At 44.7% G+C, this 22385-nt stretch carries 24 protein-coding genes; 9 read left to right on the top strand and 15 right to left on the bottom strand.

The window, feature by feature from the left end; translation table 11 throughout:
- Positions 1-42 precede the first annotated feature (42 nt).
- From AB4486_RS05620 to AB4486_RS05600, 5 genes are all read right to left on the bottom strand, one after another.
- Positions 43-474, bottom strand: a complete 432-nt coding sequence (locus tag AB4486_RS05620) for a DUF4426 domain-containing protein (protein WP_017062246.1) — start codon at positions 472-474, stop codon at positions 43-45.
- Between the two features lie 28 nt (positions 475-502).
- Positions 503-793: a DUF167 family protein YggU gene (gene yggU, locus AB4486_RS05615; RefSeq protein ID WP_017067797.1), complete on the bottom strand. Its 291-nt coding sequence runs from the start codon at positions 791-793 to the stop codon at positions 503-505.
- 29 nt (positions 794-822) lie between these two features.
- Positions 823-1380, bottom strand: a complete 558-nt coding sequence (locus AB4486_RS05610; protein ID WP_017067798.1) for a YggT family protein — start codon at positions 1378-1380, stop codon at positions 823-825.
- A 76-nt stretch (positions 1381-1456) separates the two neighbouring features.
- Positions 1457-2275 carry a pyrroline-5-carboxylate reductase gene (gene proC, locus AB4486_RS05605; RefSeq protein WP_017063196.1) on the bottom strand — a complete coding sequence of 273 codons (819 nt, stop codon included), beginning with the start codon at positions 2273-2275 and terminating at the stop codon, positions 1457-1459.
- Positions 2276-2353: 78 nt separating this feature from the next.
- Positions 2354-3058 carry a YggS family pyridoxal phosphate-dependent enzyme gene (locus AB4486_RS05600; RefSeq protein WP_017062243.1) on the bottom strand — a complete coding sequence of 235 codons (705 nt, stop codon included), beginning with the start codon at positions 3056-3058 and terminating at the stop codon, positions 2354-2356.
- Between the two features lie 26 nt (positions 3059-3084).
- Between AB4486_RS05600 and AB4486_RS05595 the strand changes: the two genes are divergently transcribed.
- Together AB4486_RS05595 and AB4486_RS05590 are read left to right on the top strand one after the other, a co-directional pair.
- On the top strand, positions 3085-4122 hold the full coding sequence (locus AB4486_RS05595) for a type IV pilus twitching motility protein PilT (protein WP_017062242.1): 1038 nt from the start codon (positions 3085-3087) through the stop codon (positions 4120-4122).
- 14 nt (positions 4123-4136) lie between these two features.
- The gene (locus AB4486_RS05590; RefSeq protein WP_371721231.1) at positions 4137-5246 is read left to right on the top strand and encodes a PilT/PilU family type 4a pilus ATPase; all 1110 of its coding nucleotides are present in this window, start codon (positions 4137-4139) and stop codon (positions 5244-5246) included.
- A gap of 57 nt (positions 5247-5303) precedes the next feature.
- Here the strand turns inward: AB4486_RS05590 and AB4486_RS05585 are convergent, their stop codons facing one another.
- The 9 genes from AB4486_RS05585 to metK all read right to left on the bottom strand — a co-directional run bounded on the left by AB4486_RS05585 (position 5304) and on the right by metK (position 12301).
- Complete coding sequence (locus AB4486_RS05585; protein ID WP_017090793.1) at positions 5304-5465, bottom strand: hypothetical protein; 162 nt, start codon at positions 5463-5465, stop codon at positions 5304-5306.
- Between the two features lie 98 nt (positions 5466-5563).
- The gene (gene ruvX, locus AB4486_RS05580; protein ID WP_004735480.1) at positions 5564-5986 is read right to left on the bottom strand and encodes a Holliday junction resolvase RuvX; all 423 of its coding nucleotides are present in this window, start codon (positions 5984-5986) and stop codon (positions 5564-5566) included.
- Between the two features lie 60 nt (positions 5987-6046).
- On the bottom strand, positions 6047-6610 hold the full coding sequence (locus AB4486_RS05575; RefSeq protein WP_017062239.1) for a YqgE/AlgH family protein: 564 nt from the start codon (positions 6608-6610) through the stop codon (positions 6047-6049).
- Positions 6611-6726: 116 nt separating this feature from the next.
- Positions 6727-7677: a glutathione synthase gene (gene gshB / locus AB4486_RS05570; protein WP_004735482.1), complete on the bottom strand. Its 951-nt coding sequence runs from the start codon at positions 7675-7677 to the stop codon at positions 6727-6729.
- A gap of 9 nt (positions 7678-7686) precedes the next feature.
- On the bottom strand, positions 7687-8418 hold the full coding sequence (rsmE, locus tag AB4486_RS05565) for a 16S rRNA (uracil(1498)-N(3))-methyltransferase (RefSeq protein WP_017062238.1): 732 nt from the start codon (positions 8416-8418) through the stop codon (positions 7687-7689).
- A 153-nt stretch (positions 8419-8571) separates the two neighbouring features.
- A complete protein-coding gene (locus AB4486_RS05560; RefSeq protein ID WP_017063198.1) occupies positions 8572-9303 on the bottom strand; it encodes an endonuclease in 732 nt (243 codons plus the stop codon).
- Positions 9304-9399: 96 nt separating this feature from the next.
- Positions 9400-9900, bottom strand: coding sequence for a SprT family zinc-dependent metalloprotease (locus tag AB4486_RS05555; RefSeq protein WP_017062236.1), 501 nt, complete (start codon positions 9898-9900; stop codon positions 9400-9402).
- Positions 9901-9980: 80 nt separating this feature from the next.
- Positions 9981-10778, bottom strand: a complete 798-nt coding sequence (locus AB4486_RS05550) for a DUF2189 domain-containing protein (protein ID WP_017062235.1) — start codon at positions 10776-10778, stop codon at positions 9981-9983.
- Between the two features lie 368 nt (positions 10779-11146).
- On the bottom strand, positions 11147-12301 hold the full coding sequence (metK, locus tag AB4486_RS05545) for a methionine adenosyltransferase (protein WP_017062234.1): 1155 nt from the start codon (positions 12299-12301) through the stop codon (positions 11147-11149).
- Between the two features lie 356 nt (positions 12302-12657).
- Between metK and tkt the strand changes: the two genes are divergently transcribed.
- The 5 genes from tkt (at position 12658) to mscS (ending at position 19720) form a co-directional block, all read left to right on the top strand.
- Positions 12658-14652, top strand: a complete 1995-nt coding sequence (gene tkt, locus AB4486_RS05540) for a transketolase (protein ID WP_372116643.1) — start codon at positions 12658-12660, stop codon at positions 14650-14652.
- Positions 14653-14863: 211 nt separating this feature from the next.
- The gene (gene epd / locus AB4486_RS05535) at positions 14864-15913 is read left to right on the top strand and encodes an erythrose-4-phosphate dehydrogenase (protein WP_032545627.1); all 1050 of its coding nucleotides are present in this window, start codon (positions 14864-14866) and stop codon (positions 15911-15913) included.
- Between the two features lie 166 nt (positions 15914-16079).
- Positions 16080-17243 carry a phosphoglycerate kinase gene (locus AB4486_RS05530; RefSeq protein WP_017059064.1) on the top strand — a complete coding sequence of 388 codons (1164 nt, stop codon included), beginning with the start codon at positions 16080-16082 and terminating at the stop codon, positions 17241-17243.
- 155 nt (positions 17244-17398) lie between these two features.
- The gene (gene fbaA / locus AB4486_RS05525) at positions 17399-18475 is read left to right on the top strand and encodes a class II fructose-bisphosphate aldolase (protein ID WP_010435694.1); all 1077 of its coding nucleotides are present in this window, start codon (positions 17399-17401) and stop codon (positions 18473-18475) included.
- Positions 18476-18853: 378 nt separating this feature from the next.
- Entirely contained in the window at positions 18854-19720 is an 867-nt protein-coding gene (gene mscS / locus AB4486_RS05520) for a small-conductance mechanosensitive channel MscS (protein WP_017059062.1), read from the top strand.
- A 96-nt stretch (positions 19721-19816) separates the two neighbouring features.
- Here the strand turns inward: mscS and AB4486_RS05515 are convergent, their stop codons facing one another.
- Positions 19817-20446, bottom strand: a complete 630-nt coding sequence (locus AB4486_RS05515; RefSeq protein ID WP_017059061.1) for a LysE/ArgO family amino acid transporter — start codon at positions 20444-20446, stop codon at positions 19817-19819.
- A gap of 142 nt (positions 20447-20588) precedes the next feature.
- Between AB4486_RS05515 and AB4486_RS05510 the strand changes: the two genes are divergently transcribed.
- Positions 20589-21485 (top strand): LysR family transcriptional regulator ArgP, encoded by an 897-nt coding sequence (locus AB4486_RS05510; protein ID WP_017068706.1) that lies wholly within the window; start codon positions 20589-20591, stop codon positions 21483-21485.
- 111 nt (positions 21486-21596) lie between these two features.
- Complete coding sequence (locus tag AB4486_RS05505; protein ID WP_017059059.1) at positions 21597-22310, top strand: oxidative stress defense protein; 714 nt, start codon at positions 21597-21599, stop codon at positions 22308-22310.
- The last annotated feature ends 75 nt before the right edge of the window (positions 22311-22385 follow it).

The following is a 22385-nucleotide window of genomic DNA, read 5'->3' as shown; positions in this document are numbered from 1 at the left end:
GTAGCTCTAAATAAGTTAATAAATGAAAAGTAAGGTTTGAGCTTACTCTTCTATATAGAATTTCTGTGTGAAACGCAGTGGACCAGTGCCTTTTAGGCCTGCGTTCACATCGATGTCGAAGGTGATGTTTTCTTCGTGAGTTACGGGGAACTCAGCAAGGTAATAAATCGCATCGCCTTCTTTGATTTCTCGAAACTTCAAAGTACGGGTGTTTCCAACGAGGTTCTTCGCTGTTCCCGTAATTTTAGCCGTTGTCGCAGGCTTGCCTAGAGAAGCCTTGTCTAACACGCTGATGTTGAGGATTGCTGAGTATCCATTTCGCTTAAGTTTGTATTGCTTAGCGACTTGCGAAGTTAAGAACGTGGAATTAAAAGCCGAGTAATGAACCTCGACATCCTTAATGTTCTTAAATTGCCCTGCTGAGCTTGGTAAGGCAACAAGAGCGGTGAGTAGTGCTGTTATCCATAAACGCATAATGACTCCAATAAATAGCAAAAAGCCATCATAGGATGGCTTTGACTTCAGTTGGGATTTGGCTTGGCGAGCATATTCGAACTTGCTTGTGCCTACCGAGATCTCCCTTTTCTATCTTAATTTGCCCTTTTGCGACCTTAAACTGTTTCGCAAGGTATTTCGCTAAATGGGCATTGGCTTTGCCATCAACCGGTGGTGCAGTAATGGCAATTTTCAGTTCCTGACCGTGCAAGCCGACAATTTTGTCTCGGCTTGCTTTGGGTTGGATATAGAGCCTAAGAAGAATATCGTCTTCCTCGGCCCAAACCGCTTTTGGCATCGTCAAAGTACCTGATGTTTGTACTTGAATTATAGCTGATACCAAATAGGGCCAATCATGTCGCCCATTAGGAAGTTCGCAAATTGCAGAACAATGAACAGAACCAGTACGCTTAGGTCGAAACCACCCATGTCCGGAAGGATACGGCGGATAGGCACTAGCATTGGTTCAGTCAGTTGATGGAATACGTACTCGATTGGACTACGACCTTGGCTTACCCAGCTTAGGATTGCACGGATAAGTAGAACCCAGAAGATCAAACCACCAGCCGCTTTGAGCAGAGACAGTGCACCAAAGATAAGGAAGCTAATATCGAAAACGGCAGCGCCGCCAGAGATAATCAGGTTTAGAGCAACGAACTTAAGTACACACAGCACATAAGCGAAAACAACGGTCGCTAGATCAAGGCTGCCGATTGATGGAATAACTCGGCGTAGTGGGGCAACAACCGGTTGTGTCGCTTTTACGATGAATTGTGAGAATGGGTTGTAGAAATCTGCACGTGATGCTTGTAGCCAGATACGCAAGATCACAACCATGATGTAAAGATCAAAAACGGTCGAGATCAGAAAGCTCATCGAGTTCATATTGTTTCCTTTTTCGGATTTACTTGTCGCTTAGATATAACCAGAGCGGCAAAATGCTTGTTTACCTTGATTGGTACTAAAACAGTTTTTCCATCTCTTCAGCTCGAGCAACCGCCGCTTGCATGGCTTTTGCTACGATGTCTGATAGTTGATGTTCGTTAAACGTGCGTAGTGCTTCTGCGGTCGTGCCGCCTTTGGATGTCACTTGTTCACGCAGTGTTGATAATTCAGTATCTTGGTTTGCTACCACCATCTCTGCCGCGCCTAATGCAGACTGCTGCACTAGCTTACGAGCGGTTTCTTGGTCAAAACCTTGCTTGATTGCTTCAGCTTGCATCGCTTCCATAAACAGGAAGAAGTAAGCCGGAGCGCTACCCGCCGCCGCAATGATGTTGTTGATTCCAGACTCTTGTTCAACCCAACTTACTTCACCAACAGCTTGCATCAGCTGAGAAGCAAAGTCTTTATCATCTTGGCTGACAGTTGCATCGGCATAAAGACCACTCATCCCTTTACCAAGCAGTGATGGCGTGTTTGGCATCACACGAACAAGGTTCAGTTGGCAGTTTAACATCTCATTAAGTCGATTCGCATTAATACCCGCGGCAATTGAGATAACCAGTTTGTTGCTGAAGTCGATATCTTGTAAGGGTTTACATACATCAGCCATCATTTGTGGCTTCACGGATAACACAACAACGTCTGCTTTTTCAGCTGCTGCAATATTATCGCTGGTGGTATTGATGCCGTATTCTTGTTCTAACGGCAGCCTTCTGGTTTCTGAAGGTGCTGTCGCAGTAATCTTTTGCGCTGGGTAACCACTAGCAACTAAGCCAGCTACAATTGAGCGAACCATGTTTCCCGCCCCAATAAAGGCGATGTTCTTATGTACCATATATAAAATCCTGAGCGTGTCGCTGCGCGGATAAGGCGAAGCGGTATCAATACTTGTACTTGTCGTTACCTACTACGGCTATTTCGCGTAATCACGAGCGCCGAAAATAGCTGTTCCAATACGAACCATTGTGCTACCAGCCTCAACTGCTGCATCCATATCACCACTCATCCCCATCGAAAGGGTATCAATGTCTGAATACTTCGCGGCTAGCTTGTCTTTAAGCTCTGCCAGTTGAGAAAATGCATTAAGCTGAGATTGATAGTCAGATACGTTTGCAGGAATCGACATCAATCCTCTTAAGGTGAGGTTGGGGAGCGATGAAATCAACTCCGCGAGTGCAAAAACTGTCTCTTCTGAGGTTCCAGATTTGGACTCTTCACCACTGGTGTTTACCTGAATCAACACTTGCAAAGGTGGAAGTTCGCTTGGTCGTTGATCATTAAGCCTTTGTGCGATCTTATCGCGATCGACGGAATGCACCCATTGAAAGCTTTCCGCGATTGGGCGGGTTTTATTGGATTGAATTGGACCAATAAAATGCCACTCTAAATTTAGGTTAGAATGTTGTTCTGAAAAGTGTTTTACTTTATCTACACCTTCTTGAACATAGTTTTCACCAAAGGCAACTTGGCCTCCGAGTGCGGCTTCTAGAATCGCATCAATAGGTTTAGTTTTGCTGACGGCTAAAAGTTGCACGGACTCTGGAGCTCGTCCGCACTTTTGCTCAGCACTACGAATCTGTGAGGTGATTTGTTCGATATTTTGTTGAATACTACTCATAGCTGACTTTACTTAAGGGAAAATAAATGGATATCACTGAGTTACTAGATTTTAGTGTAAAGCATAACGCGTCAGATCTACATCTTTCTGCGGGTGTATCTCCAATGGTACGTATAGATGGTGAAGTAAGGAAGCTTGGAATCCCAGCTTTGAGTCATGCTGATGTGCATCGTTTGGTTTTTGAGATCATGAGCGATTCACAACGCGGCGAGTTTGAAGAAAAACTGGAAGTCGACTTCTCTTTTGAATTACCCAATGTTGGTCGCTTTCGTGTTAATGCGTTTAACCAAGCCCGTGGCTGCTCAGCTGTCTTTCGAACTATCCCTGTCGAAATCCCGACTTTAGATCAGTTAGGTGCACCTGAGATCTTCGAAAGGATTGCTAACTACGAAAAAGGGTTAGTGCTCGTCACTGGTCCAACTGGCTCTGGTAAATCAACGACTCTTGCGGCGATGGTTGATTACGTAAATCGCAACCACAATAAGCATATTCTGACGATTGAAGACCCGATTGAATTCGTTCACACCAATAATAAATGCCTAGTCAACCAGCGTGAAGTTCACCGTGATACCCACAGTTTTAAAGCGGCACTGCGCAGTGCCTTACGTGAAGACCCAGACGTGATTCTGGTTGGTGAACTTCGTGACCAAGAGACGATTAGCTTAGCGTTAACCGCAGCAGAAACGGGTCACTTGGTCTTTGGTACTCTGCACACCAGTTCTGCGGCTAAAACGATCGACCGTATTATCGATGTGTTCCCAGGTAGCGATAAAGATATGGTTCGTTCGATGTTGTCTGAATCACTGCGCTCGGTGATAGCCCAGAAGCTGCTAAAGCGTGTTGGTGGTGGTCGTGTGGCGTGTCATGAAATCATGATGGCAACACCTGCGATCAGAAACTTGATTCGTGAAGATAAGGTTGCGCAGATGTACTCGATCATTCAAACGGGCGCAGCGCACGGCATGCAGACCATGGAACAAAATGCGAAGCAGCTGATGGCGCAGGGCTTGGTTGATTCGGAAGAGGTCGAGAAAAAGATCGAAATTGAAACCTCAATGTTTTAATCAAGGTGGACACAATGGAATTGAATCAAATCCTTGAGGGAATGCTTTCTCAAAAGGCATCGGATCTTTATATCACGGTTGATGCGCCAATCCTTTTTCGTGTGGATGGTGAATTACGCCCCCAAGGAGAGAAGCTGAATGCGGCTCAAGTTGCTCAATTACTTGATGCGATGATGGAACAAGACCGACGTGATGAATATCAGCAAACGCGTGAGGCTAATTTTGCGATTGTGCGTGACTTTGGTCGTTTTCGTGTCAGTGCATTCTTTCAGCGAGAGCTACCTGGAGCGGTCATTCGACGTATCGAGACTAACATCCCAACCTTTGAGCAACTAAAGCTTCCTGATGTACTACAGGACCTATCAATAGCTAAGCGCGGACTTGTGCTGGTGGTTGGTGCGACAGGCTCTGGTAAGTCGACCTCAATGGCTGCAATGACAGGCTATCGCAACACCAATCGCTCGGGACATATCTTGACGGTTGAAGACCCGATTGAATTTGTGCATGAACATAAAAAGTGCATCGTGACACAGCGTGAAGTTGGACTCGACACCGAGAGCTATGAAGTCGCGCTTAAGAACTCGCTACGCCAAGCACCAGACATGATCTTGATTGGCGAGATCCGTAGCCGTGAAACCATGGAATACGCGATGACCTTTGCTGAAACGGGTCATTTGTGTATGGCAACACTGCACGCCAATAATGCCAACCAAGCGTTAGAACGTATTCTTCACTTGGTGCCGAAAGAGCAAAAAGAGCAATTCTTGTTTGATCTGTCGATGAACCTGCGTGGTGTGGTCGCTCAGCAATTAATCCGAGATAAGAATGGCAGCGGTCGCCATGGCGTGTTTGAAATTCTACTCAACAGCCCGCGAGTGTCTGACTTGATTCGTCGTGGTGAGTTGCATGAACTAAAAGCGACGATGGCTAAATCGAAAGAGATTGGTATGCAGACCTTTGACCAAGCTTTGTATGACTTGGTGCTTGCAGGCAAGATCAGTGAAGAAGACGCATTCCACAGTGCTGATTCCGCGAATGACTTACGCTTAATGCTAAAAACCAGACGTGGTGATGATGACTACGGAACCGGTGCTTTGGCTGGCGTGAAGATTGATATGGGTTAGATTGATGCTGAATACTAAAAAAACCGCTGTGAAGGCGGTTTTTTTGGTCTGGATATATTAGTGGTTGCCGTAACTATTGTTGTTACCAGAATATCCTCGTTCCTTCTCTAATTTGATTTTTGTCGGATATTGTTCACCGGTATAACCTGCTGAGCCTCCGCTCATAGAGCTACATGCTGTGATTGCTAGAGAAGCGAAGATGACTAGAAAAATTTTCATATGAACTCCCACGTCCTTATTATGAATTGCACAGACACTACGGCGTGAAATTCGTGTGGGATCATAAATTAGCTCAAATGTTAATCACTTAGTTTTAACTAAGAATATTGTGCTTCAAACCAACTTTCTAGAATCACAACTGCGGATTGGTTATCGACATTACCTTTGCTTAGTGCTTTATAGCCGCCCATTTCAAAAAGGTCGGCCCTTGCTTCTGTCGTAGAAAGTCTTTCATCATGCAGTTCAACATCGACACCAAAGCGCCCTTTTAGGCGATTGGCAAACTTCTTCGCCCTTGGTGTAATCGCGGCTAGATCTTTACCATGAAGATCGGTAGGAAGACCAACCACGATAAGATTCGGCTGCCACTCCTTAATTTGCTTTTCGATATCGTCCCAATTTGGGATGCCATCTTTGGCTTTAAAAGCTTTTAGAGGGCTTGCGGTGCCCGTGATTTCTTGTCCTATCGCACTACCGATACTTTTTGTACCGTAGTCAAATGCCATAATTGTTCGTGACATGGGGTTTCCAAATTTATCTGTGTTTGAGAGTGTCTGTTTATTTTACTTAGTTGATTTGAGCTAGGCGTGACCAGCGTCTGCTGAAAGCTGAGCTGCATTAATGCCTAACATCTGTACAGCGACTTTCCAGCGGTCAGAAATCGGTGTATCGAAGATGACCTTCGGATCGGCTTCAACGGTTAACCATGAGTTCTCGGTCAGTTCTGTTTCCAGTTGTCCGGGTTCCCATCCTGCATACCCAAGTGCGACTAAATAATTCATCGGCTCATCTTCTGTGCCCAACACCATCAAGATATCTTTTGAGGTTGTCACTGAGATTTGATCCGTCATGCTGATACTGGATTGATAGTTGCCTTTAGGTTTGTGCAAAATAAACCCACGGTCTTCTGCGACCGGTCCACCATTCAATACAGGCTTATCAAGACTTGCTTGGTTGGGTTTTGGCTGATCAGAATCAACCTCAACTTGCTTAAGCATGCTACCGACAGTGACATCAATAGGGGCGTTGATCATCAAACCCATCGCGCCTTCGTCATTGTGCTCACAAAGGTAAATCACCGAATTTTGAAAGTATGGGTCTTTCATTCCGGGCATAGCAACCAGAAAGTGGTTCGTTAAATTCATAGAGCCTCCTGCCAGTGTGTTCCCAGTAAAGGAAAAAGAGCGGCGTAAAGCCGCTCATTGTTCTTTGCCTAGATATTTCTGTGTTTTCGAATAGCTAAGGCTTTCTTTAGTTTAGGTTATTTAGCGTTAACGCGACGCTCAATTGCATCCATTAATTTACCTGTAACTGAAATATCAAAAGCGGCTTCAATTTCACGGATACAAGTAGGGCTAGTCACGTTAATTTCAGTCAGCTTGTCGCCGATAACATCAAGCCCAACAAAGATTAAGCCTTTCTCTTTCAGTGCTGGAGCAACTGCTCTTGCGATAGCCCAGTCTGTTTCACTTAGAGGACGAGCTTCACCTGTACCGCCAGCAGCAAGGTTACCTCGAGTTTCCCCTTTTGCAGGAATACGCGCTAGACAGTAAGGCATTGGCTCACCGTCAACCACAAGAATACGCTTATCACCATTGCTGATGTCTGGAACAAAAGTTTGTGCCATTGCGTAGTTCTGACCGTGGTTGGTCAAGGTTTCAATAATAACTGATACGTTTGGATCGCCTTCTTTCACACGGAAGATAGACGCGCCGCCCATGCCATCAAGTGGTTTTAGAATCACGTCGCCGTGTTCTTCTCGGAACGCTTTAATTTTTTCAGCTTTACGAGTCACGATGGTGGTCGGTGTCAGTTCAGGGAACCATGCCGTGAACAACTTCTCGTTACAGTCACGTAGGCTTTGTGGTTTGTTGACGATCAGTGCGCCGTTCTCTTCAGCACGCTCAAGAATGTAAGTTGCGTAGATGTACTCAGTATCAAACGGAGGATCTTTACGCATTAGTACCGCATCTAAATCGGATAGCGCGATAGTCTGTTCTGATTTGAACTCGTACCAACCGTTTGGATCTTCTTTTAGTTCAACAACCTTAGTGTCAGCAATGGCTACGCCTTGATCTAAATGTAGATCATCCATTTCCATGTAATGGATTTCGTAACCACGACGCTGAGCTTCAAGCATCATGGCAAAGCTAGAGTCTTTTTTGATGTTAATGGATGAAATTGGATCCATTACGATGCCAAGTTTGATCATTTTTTTCTCCTAGCCTAGATCGCCAAAACGGACTTGTAAGGCAGTAATTGCGGTTAGAGCTGCTGTTTCGGTACGAAGTACACGTGGGCCGAGTAGCGTCTCTTCAAATTTGTATTGTTCTGTCATGCCGATTTCTTCAGCCGACAAGCCACCTTCAGGGCCGATCAATAGGCGTACCTTACTGATAGGTTCTGGAAGGGTATTAATTGAGTATTTTGCACGAGGATGTAAGTTCAGCTTTAATGCTTCACTCGGTTCGCTACACCACTCTTCAAGTTGCATGATAGGGCGAATGACTGGAACCGTATTGCGGCCACACTGTTCACACGCCGCGATAGCAATCTTTTGCCACTGTGCGAGTTTTTTCTCGAAGCGTTTTGTATCAAGCTTAACGCCACAGCGCTCTGAAATTAAAGGGGTAATGGTGTTCACACCAAGCTCAACCGATTTCTGAATCGTGAACTCCATTTTGTCGCCACGTGAAATCACTTGGCCTAAATGTAAGTCTAACGGAGATTCGCTGCTGCGTTCGATGCGTTCAGAAACATTAACGGTGACATTTTTCTTTGATACTTCGGCTATCGTCGCAGGGAATTCAGCGCCACTGCCATCAAATAGAAGGACTTCTTGGCCTTCTTTCATGCGAAGGACACGACCAACATGACCCGCGGCATCTTCGCCTAAAGCGAGTGAACCTAACTGATGAATGCGTTCTGGGTGATGAATACGAGGGATTCTCATGCTGGTAAACCTATAAATATGTTCATTTGGGTATTTTGTCTCTGCCTAACATGGATGCTTTTAGTTGAAAAAACAAGGGTAGAGCAAGAGTTTCAGGGGCAATTCTGAAACTCTTGTTTGAGATAGTTAGGAATGTTGATTGTACGAGCGACGTTATTTACAAGCAGGGTAAACAAATGGGTTGTGATTACCTTGGATGGCATAGATTCGCTCATCACGAGTACATTCCCACTTGTCGACAGGAAATTGCTTGTTCCACGCCATCATTAGGTTGGTTTGTTGCTTAGATAGTTTGAAACCATACTCTTGGCTCATGTAAAGGTAAGTACGCGCGATAGAGCCTTTTGCTCTGTCTGGCGGCATAACTTTACGCTGCTTGAAGTTGACCTGCATTTCACACTGACCATAGCTCACACCATCCATGCCATTCCACTGACTGAAGTTGTAGTTGGAGCGATCACCGTTAACCTCGCCAATGGCCGGAGTTAGGTTGTGAAGGTCGGCTTCCATGGATTTGAATATTTTGTCATTGCGAGTGCAGTTCTTGCGCCCACCATCTTGCCAACACTGACGCTGGTGGCCAAATTGCCAAGCTGGAACCACGTGTTCCCACTCAATTCGACTCGCCCGCTTTTGTTGTTTTCGGACTTGATAGCCACAGCCATCAAGGTCGGGAATGCCTTTCTTTTTGTCCTTCCATGTAATGTCACAGCCGCAATAAAATGAAGTCGGATGGTCGAGGTAAATCTTCACCGCTTCTCTTTTTGCTTTGGAAAATGAGCTCGGTGGTGCGGCGAGAACGCTTTGGGTTACCAGTAGGCCAAATACTATTGTTAAGTAAAAAGATACAGGTAGGCCAAATGCTTTGAAGGTGAGTTTTTGCATAGAAAAAGACTGATAAAAGTATGATAAACATCAGTCTAGCACTCAAATGTTAGATCTCTCTATTAGATTTGTTCTACCGAGTAAATCAACCTGTCACTAGCTTAGTTGAGTTCCCGTGAAAGCTAAGGTTTGCTGGCACAATTGGCAGCGGTAGGTCGATTGATTCCGAAGTACTTTGTTGTGTCGTCTGATTGATAATGGGTAAGTGGTGCACTCACATCGATATTCAAAGGTTTTCCCTTGAACTGACGCGATTTCAAAGCTGTGAGTTGTTCTGGCTGGCACGTTGAATACTTTTTCCATCACGTATTTCCACTCGTTTCCGTGAGGCCTAACACGTCCGAAAACCTGATGCGTGATCAGGTGTGCGAGTTCATGTGGCACAACCTCGTTGATGAAGGCATCTTCATTTTCAGAAAATAGTACGTGGTTGAGCTTAATTTCGTTGAGCTGAAGGTAGGCCTTTCCCGCCGCTTTGCCTCTTAACTTGAAGGTGATAGTTGGGTGTGGAAATTCACGAGAGAAATGTTGATTTGCGATAGCTAGGCATTCGGCCAATTTCTTATTTGCTCGGTGTTGTTGCGGGGTGTAAGACAAACGTTGTTAACTCCAAATAAAAGGCCTCAGCGTTTAAACCAAGGCCTAATCATAACATTGCTTGTTGATCTAGCGATGCTTTACACGTGATGTTTTTTCTTAATGATCTCGTGATAAGCGTGCCATGTAGCATAGCCAAGTAGCGGCATGGTGACGATCATTCCGATGCCGTAGGTGGCAAAACCCACCAAAATACCGGCACAAATAATACTCGCCCAAACCACCATTGCAGGGATGTTCGATTTCACGGCATTAAAGCTAGTGAAAATCGCACTCATCACATCAACGCGTCTCTCCATCATTAACGGAATTGAAAATGCTGAGATGCTAAATATGAGGCTTGCGATAACAAAACCAATCACAGAACCCGTAATTAAGAAGGGAGCGAACTCAGCCAGTGGTGCGCCTTGCACTGAAGGGTAGAGCGCGTGCAATAACGCAGCGATACGCATCCAGAATATCATCGCAACCATCAATACGATCGCAAAGGCCCATTGGTGGGTGGAGTTGCGAGTGATGGCTTTCATCGAGTGCAGTAGGCTTGCGTTGTGGCCTTTTTCTCTTTCCCAAGCGGCGTCATACAAGCCCAGAGCAAGAAACGGCCCTATTAGCATGTACACGATCAGGCTTGGCATTACGACCAAGTGTGTTCCTTGCCATTGGACAAGCTGAACAATGGCGATTGCCGCTCCCATAAAGCACAAACCGTAGAATGCGCTGATTAATGGCATTCTTACTAAGTCATGCAGAGCAAGCGACAACCAATGAAAGGGTGCGGAAATACTGATTTGGTTACAAGGAATGGTGCGAGCGTAATCCTTATCGCTGACCTTGTGTTTTTTATCGTTCAGTTCGGATGGGTGCGCGGTACGAGGCATAGATCCCCCTAGTTAAATAACGTCCTAGTTATAATTCCATAAGGCTCATCGATGTGGCTTGTGTGAGAGTTATGGTGTTGAGCTAAATTGCTCTTTGTCATCCCAGTTTTTGTTCTAGCGTGCATTTAACGAGCGTTATCAGGCTGAATTAATTTAAGTTAAATGTGAGCTTGATCTCTTAGGAGTTACCTTAACTATTGTCAGTAGTGTTAGAAAACACAAATTATCAGCGGTTTTTTATACTAAGTGGTTAACGGTAAAGAAGGGCATTAGAGAAGAGAATGGCGAGTGAAAGTAAGGTAAGTACATAAAAATAAAGCCCTTACTAAGAAGTAAGGGCTTTAAAGAAACAAATCGCAGTGGCTAAATTATTTTAGGCCAGCGAAGTCCGCAAGGATTGCTGCTTTGTCAGTCGCTTCCCAAGGGAACTCTTCACGACCGAAGTGGCCGTATGCAGCAGTCTGCTTGTAGATAGGCTGAAGAAGGTTCAACATCTCTTGAAGACCGTATGGACGTAGGTCGAAGTTTTGACGAACTGCTTCAATGATAATTTCGTGAGCTACTTTTTCAGTACCAAACGTTTCAACCATGATAGATGTTGGATCAGCAACACCGATAGCGTAAGACAGTTGAATCTCACAACGGTCAGCCATGCCAGCAGCAACGATGTTTTTCGCAACGTAACGAGCCGCGTAAGCTGCAGAACGGTCAACTTTTGATGGATCTTTACCAGAGAATGCACCGCCACCGTGACGAGCTGCGCCGCCGTAGGTATCAACGATGATCTTACGACCTGTTAGACCACAGTCACCCATTGGGCCACCGATTACGAAACGGCCTGTTGGGTTGATGAAGAAGTTAGTGTCTTTGTTGATCCACTCAGCAGGAAGTACTGGTTTGATGATCTCTTCCATTACTGCTTCACGTAGATCCGGTGTTGTTACTGAATCGCAGTGTTGAGTCGAAAGAACAACAGCGTCGATACCAACGATTTTACCTTGGTCGTATTGGAACGTAACTTGAGATTTCGCATCTGGGCGAAGGAAGTCAAGCTTACCGCTCTTACGTACTTCAGCTTGCTTCTTAACAAGAAGGTGAGAGTAAGTAATTGGAGCTGGCATTAGGATAGGAGTTTCGTTAGTCGCGTAACCAAACATGATGCCTTGGTCGCCTGCGCCTTGCTCTTTAGGGTCTTCTTTATCAACACCTTGGTTGATGTCTGGAGACTGCTTACCAATTGTGTTTAAAACAGCACAAGAGTCAGCGTCAAAGCCCATGTCAGAATGAACGTAACCAATTTCACGTACTGTTTCACGAGTGATTTCTTCGATATCAACCCATGCAGACGTTGTTACTTCACCGCCAACCATAACCATGCCGGTTTTAACGTAAGTCTCACAAGCAACACGTGCTTTTGGATCTTGTTCCAAGATGGCATCAAGAACAGCATCAGAGATTTGGTCTGCAATTTTATCTGGATGGCCTTCTGAAACAGATTCAGAAGTGAATAGGTGCTTAGCCATGAGAGCTCCACTTTTAGTTTTGGTGTAAATAGTTTATGGCGTCGCAAGCTAGGAAGCGCCGCCATTAAATACAGTATATTTTGTAGGTGTTTCTACATCTAGACGGCTATTCTAAATTCCAGCGGTCGAATTACAAGCTCTTTTTTATGATATGTCATAACTAATCGTTTGCGTATCGATCGAGATAAGCCACTGCCAAGTGATGTAAATGTTCGAAAATTGCGAAAAATGACTGTTAAAATGCCAGTAAAACGTTTGCAGTCGCAATAGTCGTTTGAGAGAATACCCGCGCTAATAAAAATGAAAACTTTAGCAATTATCTCTTTTTTAAATCGCTTATGTATCCAGGAGCAGACATGCCTTCTCGTAAAGATCTAGCCAATGCAATCCGCGCACTTAGCATGGACGGTGTTCAACAAGCAAATTCAGGCCACCCAGGCGCACCTATGGGCATGGCTGACATCGCTGAGGTTCTTTGGCGTGGCCACTTGAACCACAACCCAGCAAACCCAGAATGGGCTGACCGCGACCGTTTTATCCTGTCTAACGGCCATGGTTCAATGTTGATTTATTCTCTGCTTCACCTTGCAGGTTACGAGCTTTCAATTGAAGACCTGAAAAACTTCCGTCAACTGCACTCTAAGACTCCAGGTCACCCTGAGTACGGTTACGCTCCTGGTATCGAAACAACGACTGGTCCTCTAGGTCAAGGCATCACTAACGCTGTTGGTATGGCAATGGCTGAGAAAGCACTGGCGGCACAGTTCAACAAAGAAGGCCACGACATCGTAGACCACTACACTTATGCATTCATGGGTGATGGCTGTCTGATGGAAGGTATCTCTCACGAAGCATGTTCTCTAGCAGGTACGCTAGGTCTTGGTAAGCTGGTTGCTTTCTGGGATGACAACGGCATCTCTATCGATGGTGAAGTTGAAGGTTGGTTCTCTGACGATACACCTAAGCGTTTTGAAGCATACGGTTGGCACGTAATCCCAGCAGTAGATGGTCACGACTCTGATGCTATCAACGCAGCGATTGAAGCGGCTAAAGCGGATCCTCGTCCAACGCTTATCTGTACTAAAACTATCATCGGTTTTGGTTCTCCAAACAAAGCGGGTACGCATGACTGTCACGGTGCTCCACTAGGCGCTGATGAAATCACAGTAACTAAAGCAGCATTGGGTTGGGAACACGGTCCTTTCGAAATCCCAGCAGATATCGCAGCTGAGTGGAATGCGAAAGAAGCAGGCGCAGCGAAAGAAGCAGCGTGGAACGCGAAGTTTGACGCATACGCAGCGGCTTACCCAGAGCTAGCAGCTGAATTCAAACGTCGTACTAACGGCGAGCTACCCGCTGAGTGGGAAGAGAAAGCAAACGCAATCATTGCTGATCTTCAAGCTAACCCAGCAAACATCGCTTCACGTAAAGCATCTCAAAACGCACTAGAAGCGTTTGGTCAAATGCTTCCAGAATTCATGGGCGGCTCTGCTGACCTTGCGCCTTCTAACCTGACTATGTGGTCTGGTTCTAAGTCTCTTGAAGCAACTGACTTTTCTGGTAACTACATCCATTACGGTGTACGTGAATTCGGTATGACGGCTATCATGAACGGTATCGCTCTGCACGGTGGTTTCGTGCCATACGGCGCAACGTTCCTAATGTTCATGGAATACGCGCGTAACGCAATGCGTATGGCTGCTCTGATGAAAGTTCAGAACATCCAAGTTTACACGCACGATTCTATCGGCTTAGGCGAAGATGGCCCTACTCACCAACCGGTTGAGCAGATCGCTTCTCTACGTCTGACTCCAAACATGAGCACATGGCGTCCATGTGACCAAGTTGAATCTGCAGTGGCTTGGAAACTGGCTATTGAGCGTAAAGATGGTCCTTCATCTCTAATCTTCTCTCGTCAAAACCTTGCACAACAAGATCGTAATGCTGAGCAAGTTGCTAACATCGCTAAGGGTGGTTACATCCTGAAAGATTGTGAAGGCAAGCCAGAGCTAATCATCATTGCAACTGGTTCTGAAGTTGAGCTTGCAGTTGAAGCTTCTGCACAACTAACCGCTGAAGGTAAAGCTGTACGCGTAGTATCTATGCCTGCAACTGACGCATTCGACAAGCAAGACGCTGAATACCGTGAGTCTGTACTTCCATCTGATGTTACAGCGCGTATCGCAGTAGAAGCTGGCATCGCTGACTTCTGGTACAAATACGTTGGCTTCGGTGGCAAGATCATCGGTATGACAACGTTCGGCGAATCTGCACCAGCAGGTGAGCTATTCAAGATGTTCGGTTTCACTACTGAAAACGTAGTAAACACAGCGAAAGAGCTTCTTGCTTAATCATTGACTGATGGCCTGTGCTAACAGTTAAATGAAGGAAAAACCGAGCGCTGAGCTCGGTTTTTTGTATCTGGGATTTGTTTCTTCTAGGCTTATCTCTACAAGCAACAGATTAACCTGTCCTAACTAAACGGGGTTATTCAAGTAATGCCTTTTGGGTAGGATTCAGTTATCATCTGTTGCACGAAATTTTGGTTAGATGTACGGAAATATGCTAAAAGTCGCGATAAATGGATTTGGACGAATAGGGCGTAATGTATTGCGCGCTGTCTATGAAAGTGGCAAAAGCCAACAAATCAAAGTAGTAGCGGTCAATGAGCTTGCTCAGCCTGACGCTATGGCTCACCTATTGCAGTACGACACCAGTCACGGCCGCTTCGGTAAGAAAATCTCTAACGATCAAGAGCACATTTATGTCCATCATGGCATTGGTGCTGAAGACAAGGGTGAGTTTGATACCATTCGTATCTTACATCTTGCTGATATTGAGCTGTTGCCTTGGCGTGACCTTGAGGTGGATATCGTTCTCGATTGTACCGGTGTTTATGGTTGCCGAGATGACGGCCTCGCGCACATTGCTGCAGGGGCGAAAAAGGTACTGTTTTCTCACCCCGGTGCCAATGACCTCGATAACACCATTATCTATGGTGTGAACCACGATACCATCGAAGCGGACCACCAAATCGTTTCCAATGGTTCGTGCACCACCAACTGTATTGTCCCTATCATTAAGGTTCTTGATGACGCCTTTGGTATCGAGTCCGGTACGATTACGACTATTCACTCTTCAATGAATGATCAACAAGTTATCGATGCGTACCACAGCGATTTGCGTCGTACTCGAGCAGCAAGCCAATCGATCATTCCTGTCGATACCAAGTTGCATAAAGGTATTGAAAGAATCTTCCCGAAATTTTCCAACAAATTTGAAGCTATATCTGTGCGTGTGCCGACGGTAAACGTAACAGCGATGGATTTAAGTGTCACAATTAATGCAAATGTGAAAGTTAATGACGTAAATCAAACCATTGTTAATGCATCCCAGTGTACATTACACAATATAGTTGACTATACTGAAGCGCCGCTCGTTTCCATCGACTTTAATCACGATCCCCATAGCGCAATCGTTGATGGTTCACAAACGCGAGTGAGCAACGGCCACTTAGTTAAAATGCTAGTGTGGTGTGATAATGAATGGGGCTTTGCGAACCGAATGCTGGATACGGTTCTTGCAATGCAAGCTTCTGAAGGCAAGAAGTAAGACCTAGAAGCAAATGTGCGGATTATTTATTTTTTAGCTTGAAATAAATACTAAGAGTCCACATATTATTAGTAGTGAAAGAATTACCAGTTGAATAATTTATAGGCTTAGCAGGGTTGCTGAGTTTCCAAAACTTTATATTTATTTAAATTTGAGAGGACAAATCATGTCTGTGATCAAGATGACTGACCTGGAACTTGCAGGTAAACGCGTATTTATCCGTGCTGACCTAAACGTACCAGTAAAAGACGGTAAAGTAACTTCAGATGCACGTATCCTTGCATCTCTACCAACTATCAAACTTTGCCTAGAAGCTGGCGCAAAGGTAATGGTTACTTCTCACCTTGGTCGTCCTACTGAAGGCGAATACAACGAAGAGTTCTCTCTAGCTCCTGTAGTTAACTACCTAAACGACGCACTAGACTGCGAAGTTAAACTAGCTAAAGATTACGTAAACGGCCTAGAGCTAAACGCTGGTGAACTTGTTGTTCTTGAAAACGTTCGTTTCAACAAAGGCGAGAAGAAGAACGAAGAAGCACTTTCTAAGCAATACGCTGCACTATGTGACATCTTTGTAATGGATGCATTCGGTACAGCTCACCGTGCTCAAGCTTCTACACACGGCGTTGGTACTTACGCTCCTGTAGCATGTGCTGGCCCTCTTCTAGCTGCTGAGCTTGAAGCGCTTGGTAAAGCAATGGACAACCCAGCTCGCCCACTAGTGGCTATTGTTGGTGGTTCTAAAGTTTCTACTAAACTAACCGTTCTAGAATCTCTTTCTAAAATTGCTGACCAGCTTGTTGTTGGTGGTGGTATCGCGAACACATTCATCGCTGCTGAAGGCCACAACGTAGGTAAGTCTCTATACGAAGCTGACCTAGTTGAAACGGCTCAAAAGCTAATGAAAGAGTGTGCTATCCCAGTAGCAACTGACGTTGCATGTGCTAAAGCATTCGACGAAAACGCAGAAGCTGAAATCAAGCACGTTTCTGAAGTTCAAGACGACGACATGATCTTCGACCTTGGTCCAGATTCAACTGCGGCACTAGCTGAAATCATCGGCAACGCGAAAACAATCCTTTGGAACGGCCCTGTAGGCGTATTCGAATTCAAGAACTTCGAAGCGGGTACAGCTGGTATCTCTAAAGCAATCGCTGAGTCTGCAGGTTTCTCTGTAGCAGGTGGTGGTGACACGCTAGCAGCTATCGATAAGTTCGGTATCAAAGCTGACGTTTCTTACATCTCTACTGGCGGTGGCGCTTTCCTTGAATTCGTTGAAGGTAAAGTACTTCCTGCAGTAGCAATGCTTGAAGAGCGTGCTAAAGCATAATTGATTTAGAAAGGCGAGATGTGAATCTCGCCTTTTAACGTTTGCTGCATATCACACTTTTTTGCTAGAATGGCATAAGTTGTGAGCAAACGATTGCAAGTTTTTAAACTTAAGTTTTTTAATCTTAAAACGATAGAATAAATAGGACTATTTCCATGTCTAAGATCTTCGATTTTGTAAAACCTGGTGTGATTTCTGGCGATGACGTACAGAAAGTATTTGAAGTAGCAAAAGAAAACAAATTTGCTCTTCCTGCTGTAAACGTTGTTGGTACTGACTCTGTAAACGCAGTACTAGAAGCAGCTGCTAAAGTTAAAGCTCCAGTAGTTGTTCAGTTCTCTAACGGCGGCGCTGCATTCTTCGCAGGTAAAGGCGTTAAACTTGAAGGTCAAGGCGCACAAGTTCTTGGCGCTGTAGCTGGTGCAAAATACGTACACGCTGTAGCTGAAGCTTACGGTGTTCCAGTTATCCTGCACACTGACCACGCTGCTAAGAAACTTCTTCCATGGATCGACGGTCTACTAGACGCTGGTGAAGAGTTCTTCGCACAAACTGGTAAGCCTCTATTCTCTTCTCACATGCTAGACCTTTCTGAAGAGTCTCTAGAAGAGAACATCGAAACATGTGCTAAGTACCTAGAGCGCATGGCTAAAATGAACATGACAATCGAGATCGAACTTGGTTGTACTGGTGGTGAAGAAGACGGCGTTGATAACTCTGATATGGACGCATCTGAGCTTTACACTTCTCCAGAAGACGTAGCATACGCTTACGAGAAACTAATGGCTGTTAGCCCACGTTTCACTATCGCTGCATCTTTCGGTAACGTACACGGTGTTTACCAAGCTGGTAACGTTGTACTTACTCCAACTATCCTACGTGACTCTCAAGCATACTGTGCAGAGAAGTTCGGTATCGCACCTAACGCTCTAAACTTCGTATTCCACGGTGGTTCTGGTTCTTCTGAAGCAGAAATCCAAGAGTCTATCGGCTACGGTGTTATCAAAATGAACATCGATACTGATACACAGTGGGCAACTTGGGACGGTATCCGTCAGTACTCTGCTGACAACTTCGATTTCCTACAAGGTCAAATCGGCAACCCAACTGGCGAAGCTGCTCCAAACAAGAAGTACTACGATCCACGCGTATGGCTACGTGCTGGTCAAGCTTCAATGGTTGCTCGTCTAGAGAAAGCATTTGCTGACCTTAACGCTGTAGACGTACTATAATTCTTTGAATTAAGTACTCTTTAAGTTTTAAGAACCCGCTCATTGAGCGGGTTTTTTTTATATCTGATAAAAACTTGTACTAAATATGTGAAAAACCTAGCGTGCGGTGAATAAATTTCGTAGTCTTTTAGTTATCGGTATTTGTGTTTATCGGTAAGTTTTAATAATTCAAAAGCTTACATAAATATGACTTTGCAATCTGTCAAAGATAGGATATCGTGCCGAAAAACTGAACTTGGTTCAGTTTATAAAAAGGACTTGGCTTTAATTTACTTTTAACACAATGACTTAACGGTAATTACACTGTTTATTATATTGCAGAGTAAATGAGGCTTAAGGCAGTTTAGCCCATAGCATATTATATAGAGGATGCACATTATGGCTGATAGTTCGACAGCGATTGAGACTCCACTTGTGGATGGTTTGTCTCAAGCAGAGCAGTGGTTAACAAATAATTCAGATTTATTTATCCAATATGGCGTAAATATCATTTCAGCACTGATAATTCTATTTATTGGTAACCTTATTGTTAAAGCAGTAGCGAATAGCGTGTCTAAGGTTCTTCAGAAGAAGAAAATGGACCGAGCAGTTGTGGAGTTCGTCCATGGTTTAGTTCGTTACTTGTTGTTTGTGATTGTTTTAATTGCTGCACTTGGTCGTTTAGGTGTTCAAACGGCATCTGTAGTTGCTGTTATTGGTGCGGCTGGTTTAGCCGTTGGTCTTGCACTACAAGGCTCACTATCTAACTTTGCTGCTGGTGTACTTATCGTTGCATTCCGTCCATTTAAGTCTGGTGACTATGTGGAAATTGGTGGTGTGGCAGGTTCAGTTGATTCTATTCAAATCTTCCAAACGGTTCTAACAACGCCAGACAACAAAATGGTTGTAGTACCTAACGGTAGCGTTATCGGCAGCCCAATCACAAACTATTCTCGTCATGCGACGCGCCGTATTGATCTAATGATTGGTGTTTCTTACAACGCTGATCTTCAGAAGGCAAAAGCGCTACTGACTAAGATCTGTGAATCTGATGAGCGTGTACTGAAAGAACCTGGCGTTCAAGTTGGTGTTCATACGCTTGCTGATTCTTCAGTTAACTTCGTTGTTCGTCCATGGGTTAGCACTGCTGACTACTGGAATGTTTATTTCGACCTGATGCAAGCAATCAAAGAAGGCTTGGATAACGAGGGTATCGAAATTCCATTCCCGCAAATGGATGTACACATGAATAAAGTAGAAGCTTAATTCCTAGTTAGTTTTTATAACTATAAGCTTTTATAAGGAAAGGCGGATAACTTAGGTTATCCGCCTTTTTTGTTGGTTTCATGAAGCTAAATAGATTTACCAGTATTGCTCAATAAGTCCATCGGTAAGCACCGTTGCTATGGCGAACATCATGGTTGCGACTGCGATATCAATGCCTTTCTTAACCTTAGGTTTAGATAGCGTCGGGCCTAGTTTTGCAGCGCCTAATGACAAAGAATAGAACCAGACGAACGAAGCCAATATAGTCCCCATAGCAAATGCAATTCTGTCGTTGCCTTCAAATTGCCCACCAATGGATCCAAGAATTACCACGGTATCCAAATAGAGATGTGGGTTTAATACTGTTACTGCCAATGCCCCTAAAATAACGGTGCGCTTGCCACGCGCTAATATCTCACCTTTCGACTCATCACTGGTGCGCACTTTGAATGCACTGCGTAGTGAGAGCAAACCATACACAGTCAGAAAAGCGATGCCACCTAGTGTCACTGAGGTAAGCAGTAATTCATTTTGCGACAAGATCGCTCCGCCGCCAAAAATGCCTAATGAGATAAACAGAGTATCGAGCAGGCTACAAATCGTTGCTGTCGTTAAATGATGATTGCGTTTTATCCCTTGATTTAGGACGTACGCATTCTGAGCGCCAATAGGGATAATCATACTTGCCCCTAGACCAAAACCTTGTAATAAAACCCAAAAACTCATTTTAACCTCCACTTATTTAACGATATTTACGTGCTATATGGCGAAGATACTCTGACCCTTTAAATAAGTATAATTAATGATTTTAATCCATTATTAGAGTTGCTAATGTGGTGATGAGTTAGCTTAAAAAGGAAGCAAATTGATGCGCGGATTGGATTATAAATGGATTGAAGCACTGGATGCTGTAGTAAAACAACGTAGTTTCGAAAGGGCTGCTGAGCAGTTATATATCTCCCAGTCGGCGGTATCTCAACGCATCAAACAGCTGGAAAAGTGGTTGGCTCAGCCAGCCTTGGTGAGAGAAAGCCCGCCTAGGCCAACGCCTGCGGGTAAAAAACTACTGGGCTTATATCGCCGTGTTCGTTTGTTAGAGCACGAGCTTGTGCCTGAGTTGATGAATGAAGAGGGTAATCAACCACTATCGATATCCATAGCCACCAACGCTGATAGTTTGGCGACATGGTTGCTACCAGCTTTGTCGGATGTGATTAAGTCTCGCCAAGTCGAGTTGAACCTCGCGATTCATGGTGAGTCGAGAACCATTGAAAAGATTAAAAGTGGCGAGGTGGCCGGTGCAATCAGTTTGGAGTCTCAAGCGATTCCTGGCTGCAGTGCTGACTATCTCGGTAGGATGGATTATGTGTGCGTGGCTAGCCCTGACTTTCATCAGCGTTACTTTGCAGAGGGCGTAAACTACGCCACCTTAAGCAAAGCACCTGCGGTTTCCTATGATCAATACGATGATCTGCATAAGAAGTTTCTGCATGATCATTTTAACGTCCCGAGAGACAGTGTGATCAATCATACAGTCGGCAGTTCAGAAGCATTTGTGCGCTTGGCATTATCGGGTGTAGCCTATTGCTTGATCCCCCGATTACAGATTATCGATGAGCTCGAGTCTGGTGCTCTGATTGATATTACCCCTGGCTTTCTGCTCTCTTATCGCATCTATTGGCACCATTGGCAGCTTGAGAGCGGAGTATTAAAAGAGGTATCCCAAGCAATATTGAGTTTTGCTCACAATCACTTACCTCAGTAAACTGTTGGTTTTTTCAGCGTCAAAGTTCTGTTAGAAGTGTGTGCTCTGGATTGGCTAAACGATAAATTGCTCTATGATGAAAGGACATTTGTTTAGCATAGGTCATACCTAATGAAGCTTGTACCAAAGATGTTAGCAACGTCTCTTACTCTTACTGCGGCGTTGAGTGCTGTGAGTTTTCCATCATTGGCTGACTCTCCATCCTTTCCTCATATTTCAACGACAGGCTATGGTGAAGTGATCGCTACACCTGATATGGCGACATTCTCTGTGAGAGTCGTGGAATCGACGATGACTGCTGAACAGGCTAAAAATACCGTTGATAAAGTCGTGACAGGCTTTCTAAACAAGCTGCATCAAGCTGGTGTTGATGAGGCGAGTGTACACAGCTCTAACCTGTATTTATCTCCTCAATATCATTACCCGAAAGATGGCAAACCGGAACTGGTTGGCTACCGCGCCTCACGTAATGTGACCGTTCAAGTGACTGAGCTAGCTAATCTTAATGAGTACATGGATATTGCGATTGGAGAAGGCATTAATCAGATCGACAACATCCAACTGCAAGTTCGCGACCAAGCTAAGTATCAAGAGCAAGCGCGCTTAGAAGCCATTAAAGATGCGACATCAAAAGCTAAATCATTGGCGAGTGGTTTTGAGCGCGAGTTAGGTGATGTATGGCGCGTGGATTACAACGCCCAATCTTCTCAGCCAGTACTCATGCGTTCAATGGCGATGGATGCAAGAACAGAATCGAACTCTTATGAAGACTCAACGATCACCATTCGTGATCGCGTGAATGTGATCTACCAGATCGAAGAGTAATGACAGTGCTATAGAAGGTTTTGGATCATGACGACCTAATTACCTACGATAGGCCAAATGCATAAAAAAGGCTCT

Source organism: Vibrio sp. 10N.222.55.C6, from assembly GCF_041473395.1.
GTDB lineage: Bacteria > Pseudomonadota > Gammaproteobacteria > Enterobacterales > Vibrionaceae > Vibrio > Vibrio crassostreae_C.
This window is presented reverse-complemented; position numbering and strand designations above follow the sequence as displayed.

Excerpts from the sequence above, each read along its gene's own strand:
- proC (WP_017063196.1), bottom strand. The coding sequence starts at position 2,275 with ATGGTACATAAGAACATCGCCTTTATTGGGGCGGGAAACATGGTTCGC.
- ruvX (WP_004735480.1), bottom strand. The coding sequence starts at position 5,986 with ATGTCACGAACAATTATGGCATTTGACTACGGTACAAAAAGTATCGGT.
- AB4486_RS05550 (WP_017062235.1), bottom strand. The coding sequence starts at position 10,778 with ATGCCTCGTACCGCGCACCCATCCGAACTGAACGATAAAAAACACAAG.
- AB4486_RS05510 (WP_017068706.1), top strand. The coding sequence starts at position 20,589 with ATGCGCGGATTGGATTATAAATGGATTGAAGCACTGGATGCTGTAGTA.
- tkt (WP_372116643.1), top strand. The coding sequence starts at position 12,658 with ATGCCTTCTCGTAAAGATCTAGCCAATGCAATCCGCGCACTTAGCATG.
- AB4486_RS05620 (WP_017062246.1), bottom strand. The coding sequence starts at position 474 with ATGCGTTTATGGATAACAGCACTACTCACCGCTCTTGTTGCCTTACCA.
- mscS (WP_017059062.1), top strand. The coding sequence starts at position 18,854 with ATGGCTGATAGTTCGACAGCGATTGAGACTCCACTTGTGGATGGTTTG.
- AB4486_RS05610 (WP_017067798.1), bottom strand. The coding sequence starts at position 1,380 with ATGAACTCGATGAGCTTTCTGATCTCGACCGTTTTTGATCTTTACATC.
- AB4486_RS05590 (WP_371721231.1), top strand. The coding sequence starts at position 4,137 with ATGGAATTGAATCAAATCCTTGAGGGAATGCTTTCTCAAAAGGCATCG.
- epd (WP_032545627.1), top strand. The coding sequence starts at position 14,864 with ATGCTAAAAGTCGCGATAAATGGATTTGGACGAATAGGGCGTAATGTA.
- AB4486_RS05585 (WP_017090793.1), bottom strand. The coding sequence starts at position 5,465 with ATGAAAATTTTTCTAGTCATCTTCGCTTCTCTAGCAATCACAGCATGT.
- AB4486_RS05505 (WP_017059059.1), top strand. The coding sequence starts at position 21,597 with ATGAAGCTTGTACCAAAGATGTTAGCAACGTCTCTTACTCTTACTGCG.
- AB4486_RS05530 (WP_017059064.1), top strand. The coding sequence starts at position 16,080 with ATGTCTGTGATCAAGATGACTGACCTGGAACTTGCAGGTAAACGCGTA.
- AB4486_RS05595 (WP_017062242.1), top strand. The coding sequence starts at position 3,085 with ATGGATATCACTGAGTTACTAGATTTTAGTGTAAAGCATAACGCGTCA.
- AB4486_RS05560 (WP_017063198.1), bottom strand. The coding sequence starts at position 9,303 with ATGCAAAAACTCACCTTCAAAGCATTTGGCCTACCTGTATCTTTTTAC.
- metK (WP_017062234.1), bottom strand. The coding sequence starts at position 12,301 with ATGGCTAAGCACCTATTCACTTCTGAATCTGTTTCAGAAGGCCATCCA.
- AB4486_RS05575 (WP_017062239.1), bottom strand. The coding sequence starts at position 6,610 with ATGAATTTAACGAACCACTTTCTGGTTGCTATGCCCGGAATGAAAGAC.
- rsmE (WP_017062238.1), bottom strand. The coding sequence starts at position 8,418 with ATGAGAATCCCTCGTATTCATCACCCAGAACGCATTCATCAGTTAGGT.
- gshB (WP_004735482.1), bottom strand. The coding sequence starts at position 7,677 with ATGATCAAACTTGGCATCGTAATGGATCCAATTTCATCCATTAACATC.
- fbaA (WP_010435694.1), top strand. The coding sequence starts at position 17,399 with ATGTCTAAGATCTTCGATTTTGTAAAACCTGGTGTGATTTCTGGCGAT.
- AB4486_RS05600 (WP_017062243.1), bottom strand. The coding sequence starts at position 3,058 with ATGAGTAGTATTCAACAAAATATCGAACAAATCACCTCACAGATTCGT.
- AB4486_RS05515 (WP_017059061.1), bottom strand. The coding sequence starts at position 20,446 with ATGAGTTTTTGGGTTTTATTACAAGGTTTTGGTCTAGGGGCAAGTATG.
- yggU (WP_017067797.1), bottom strand. The coding sequence starts at position 793 with ATGCCAAAAGCGGTTTGGGCCGAGGAAGACGATATTCTTCTTAGGCTC.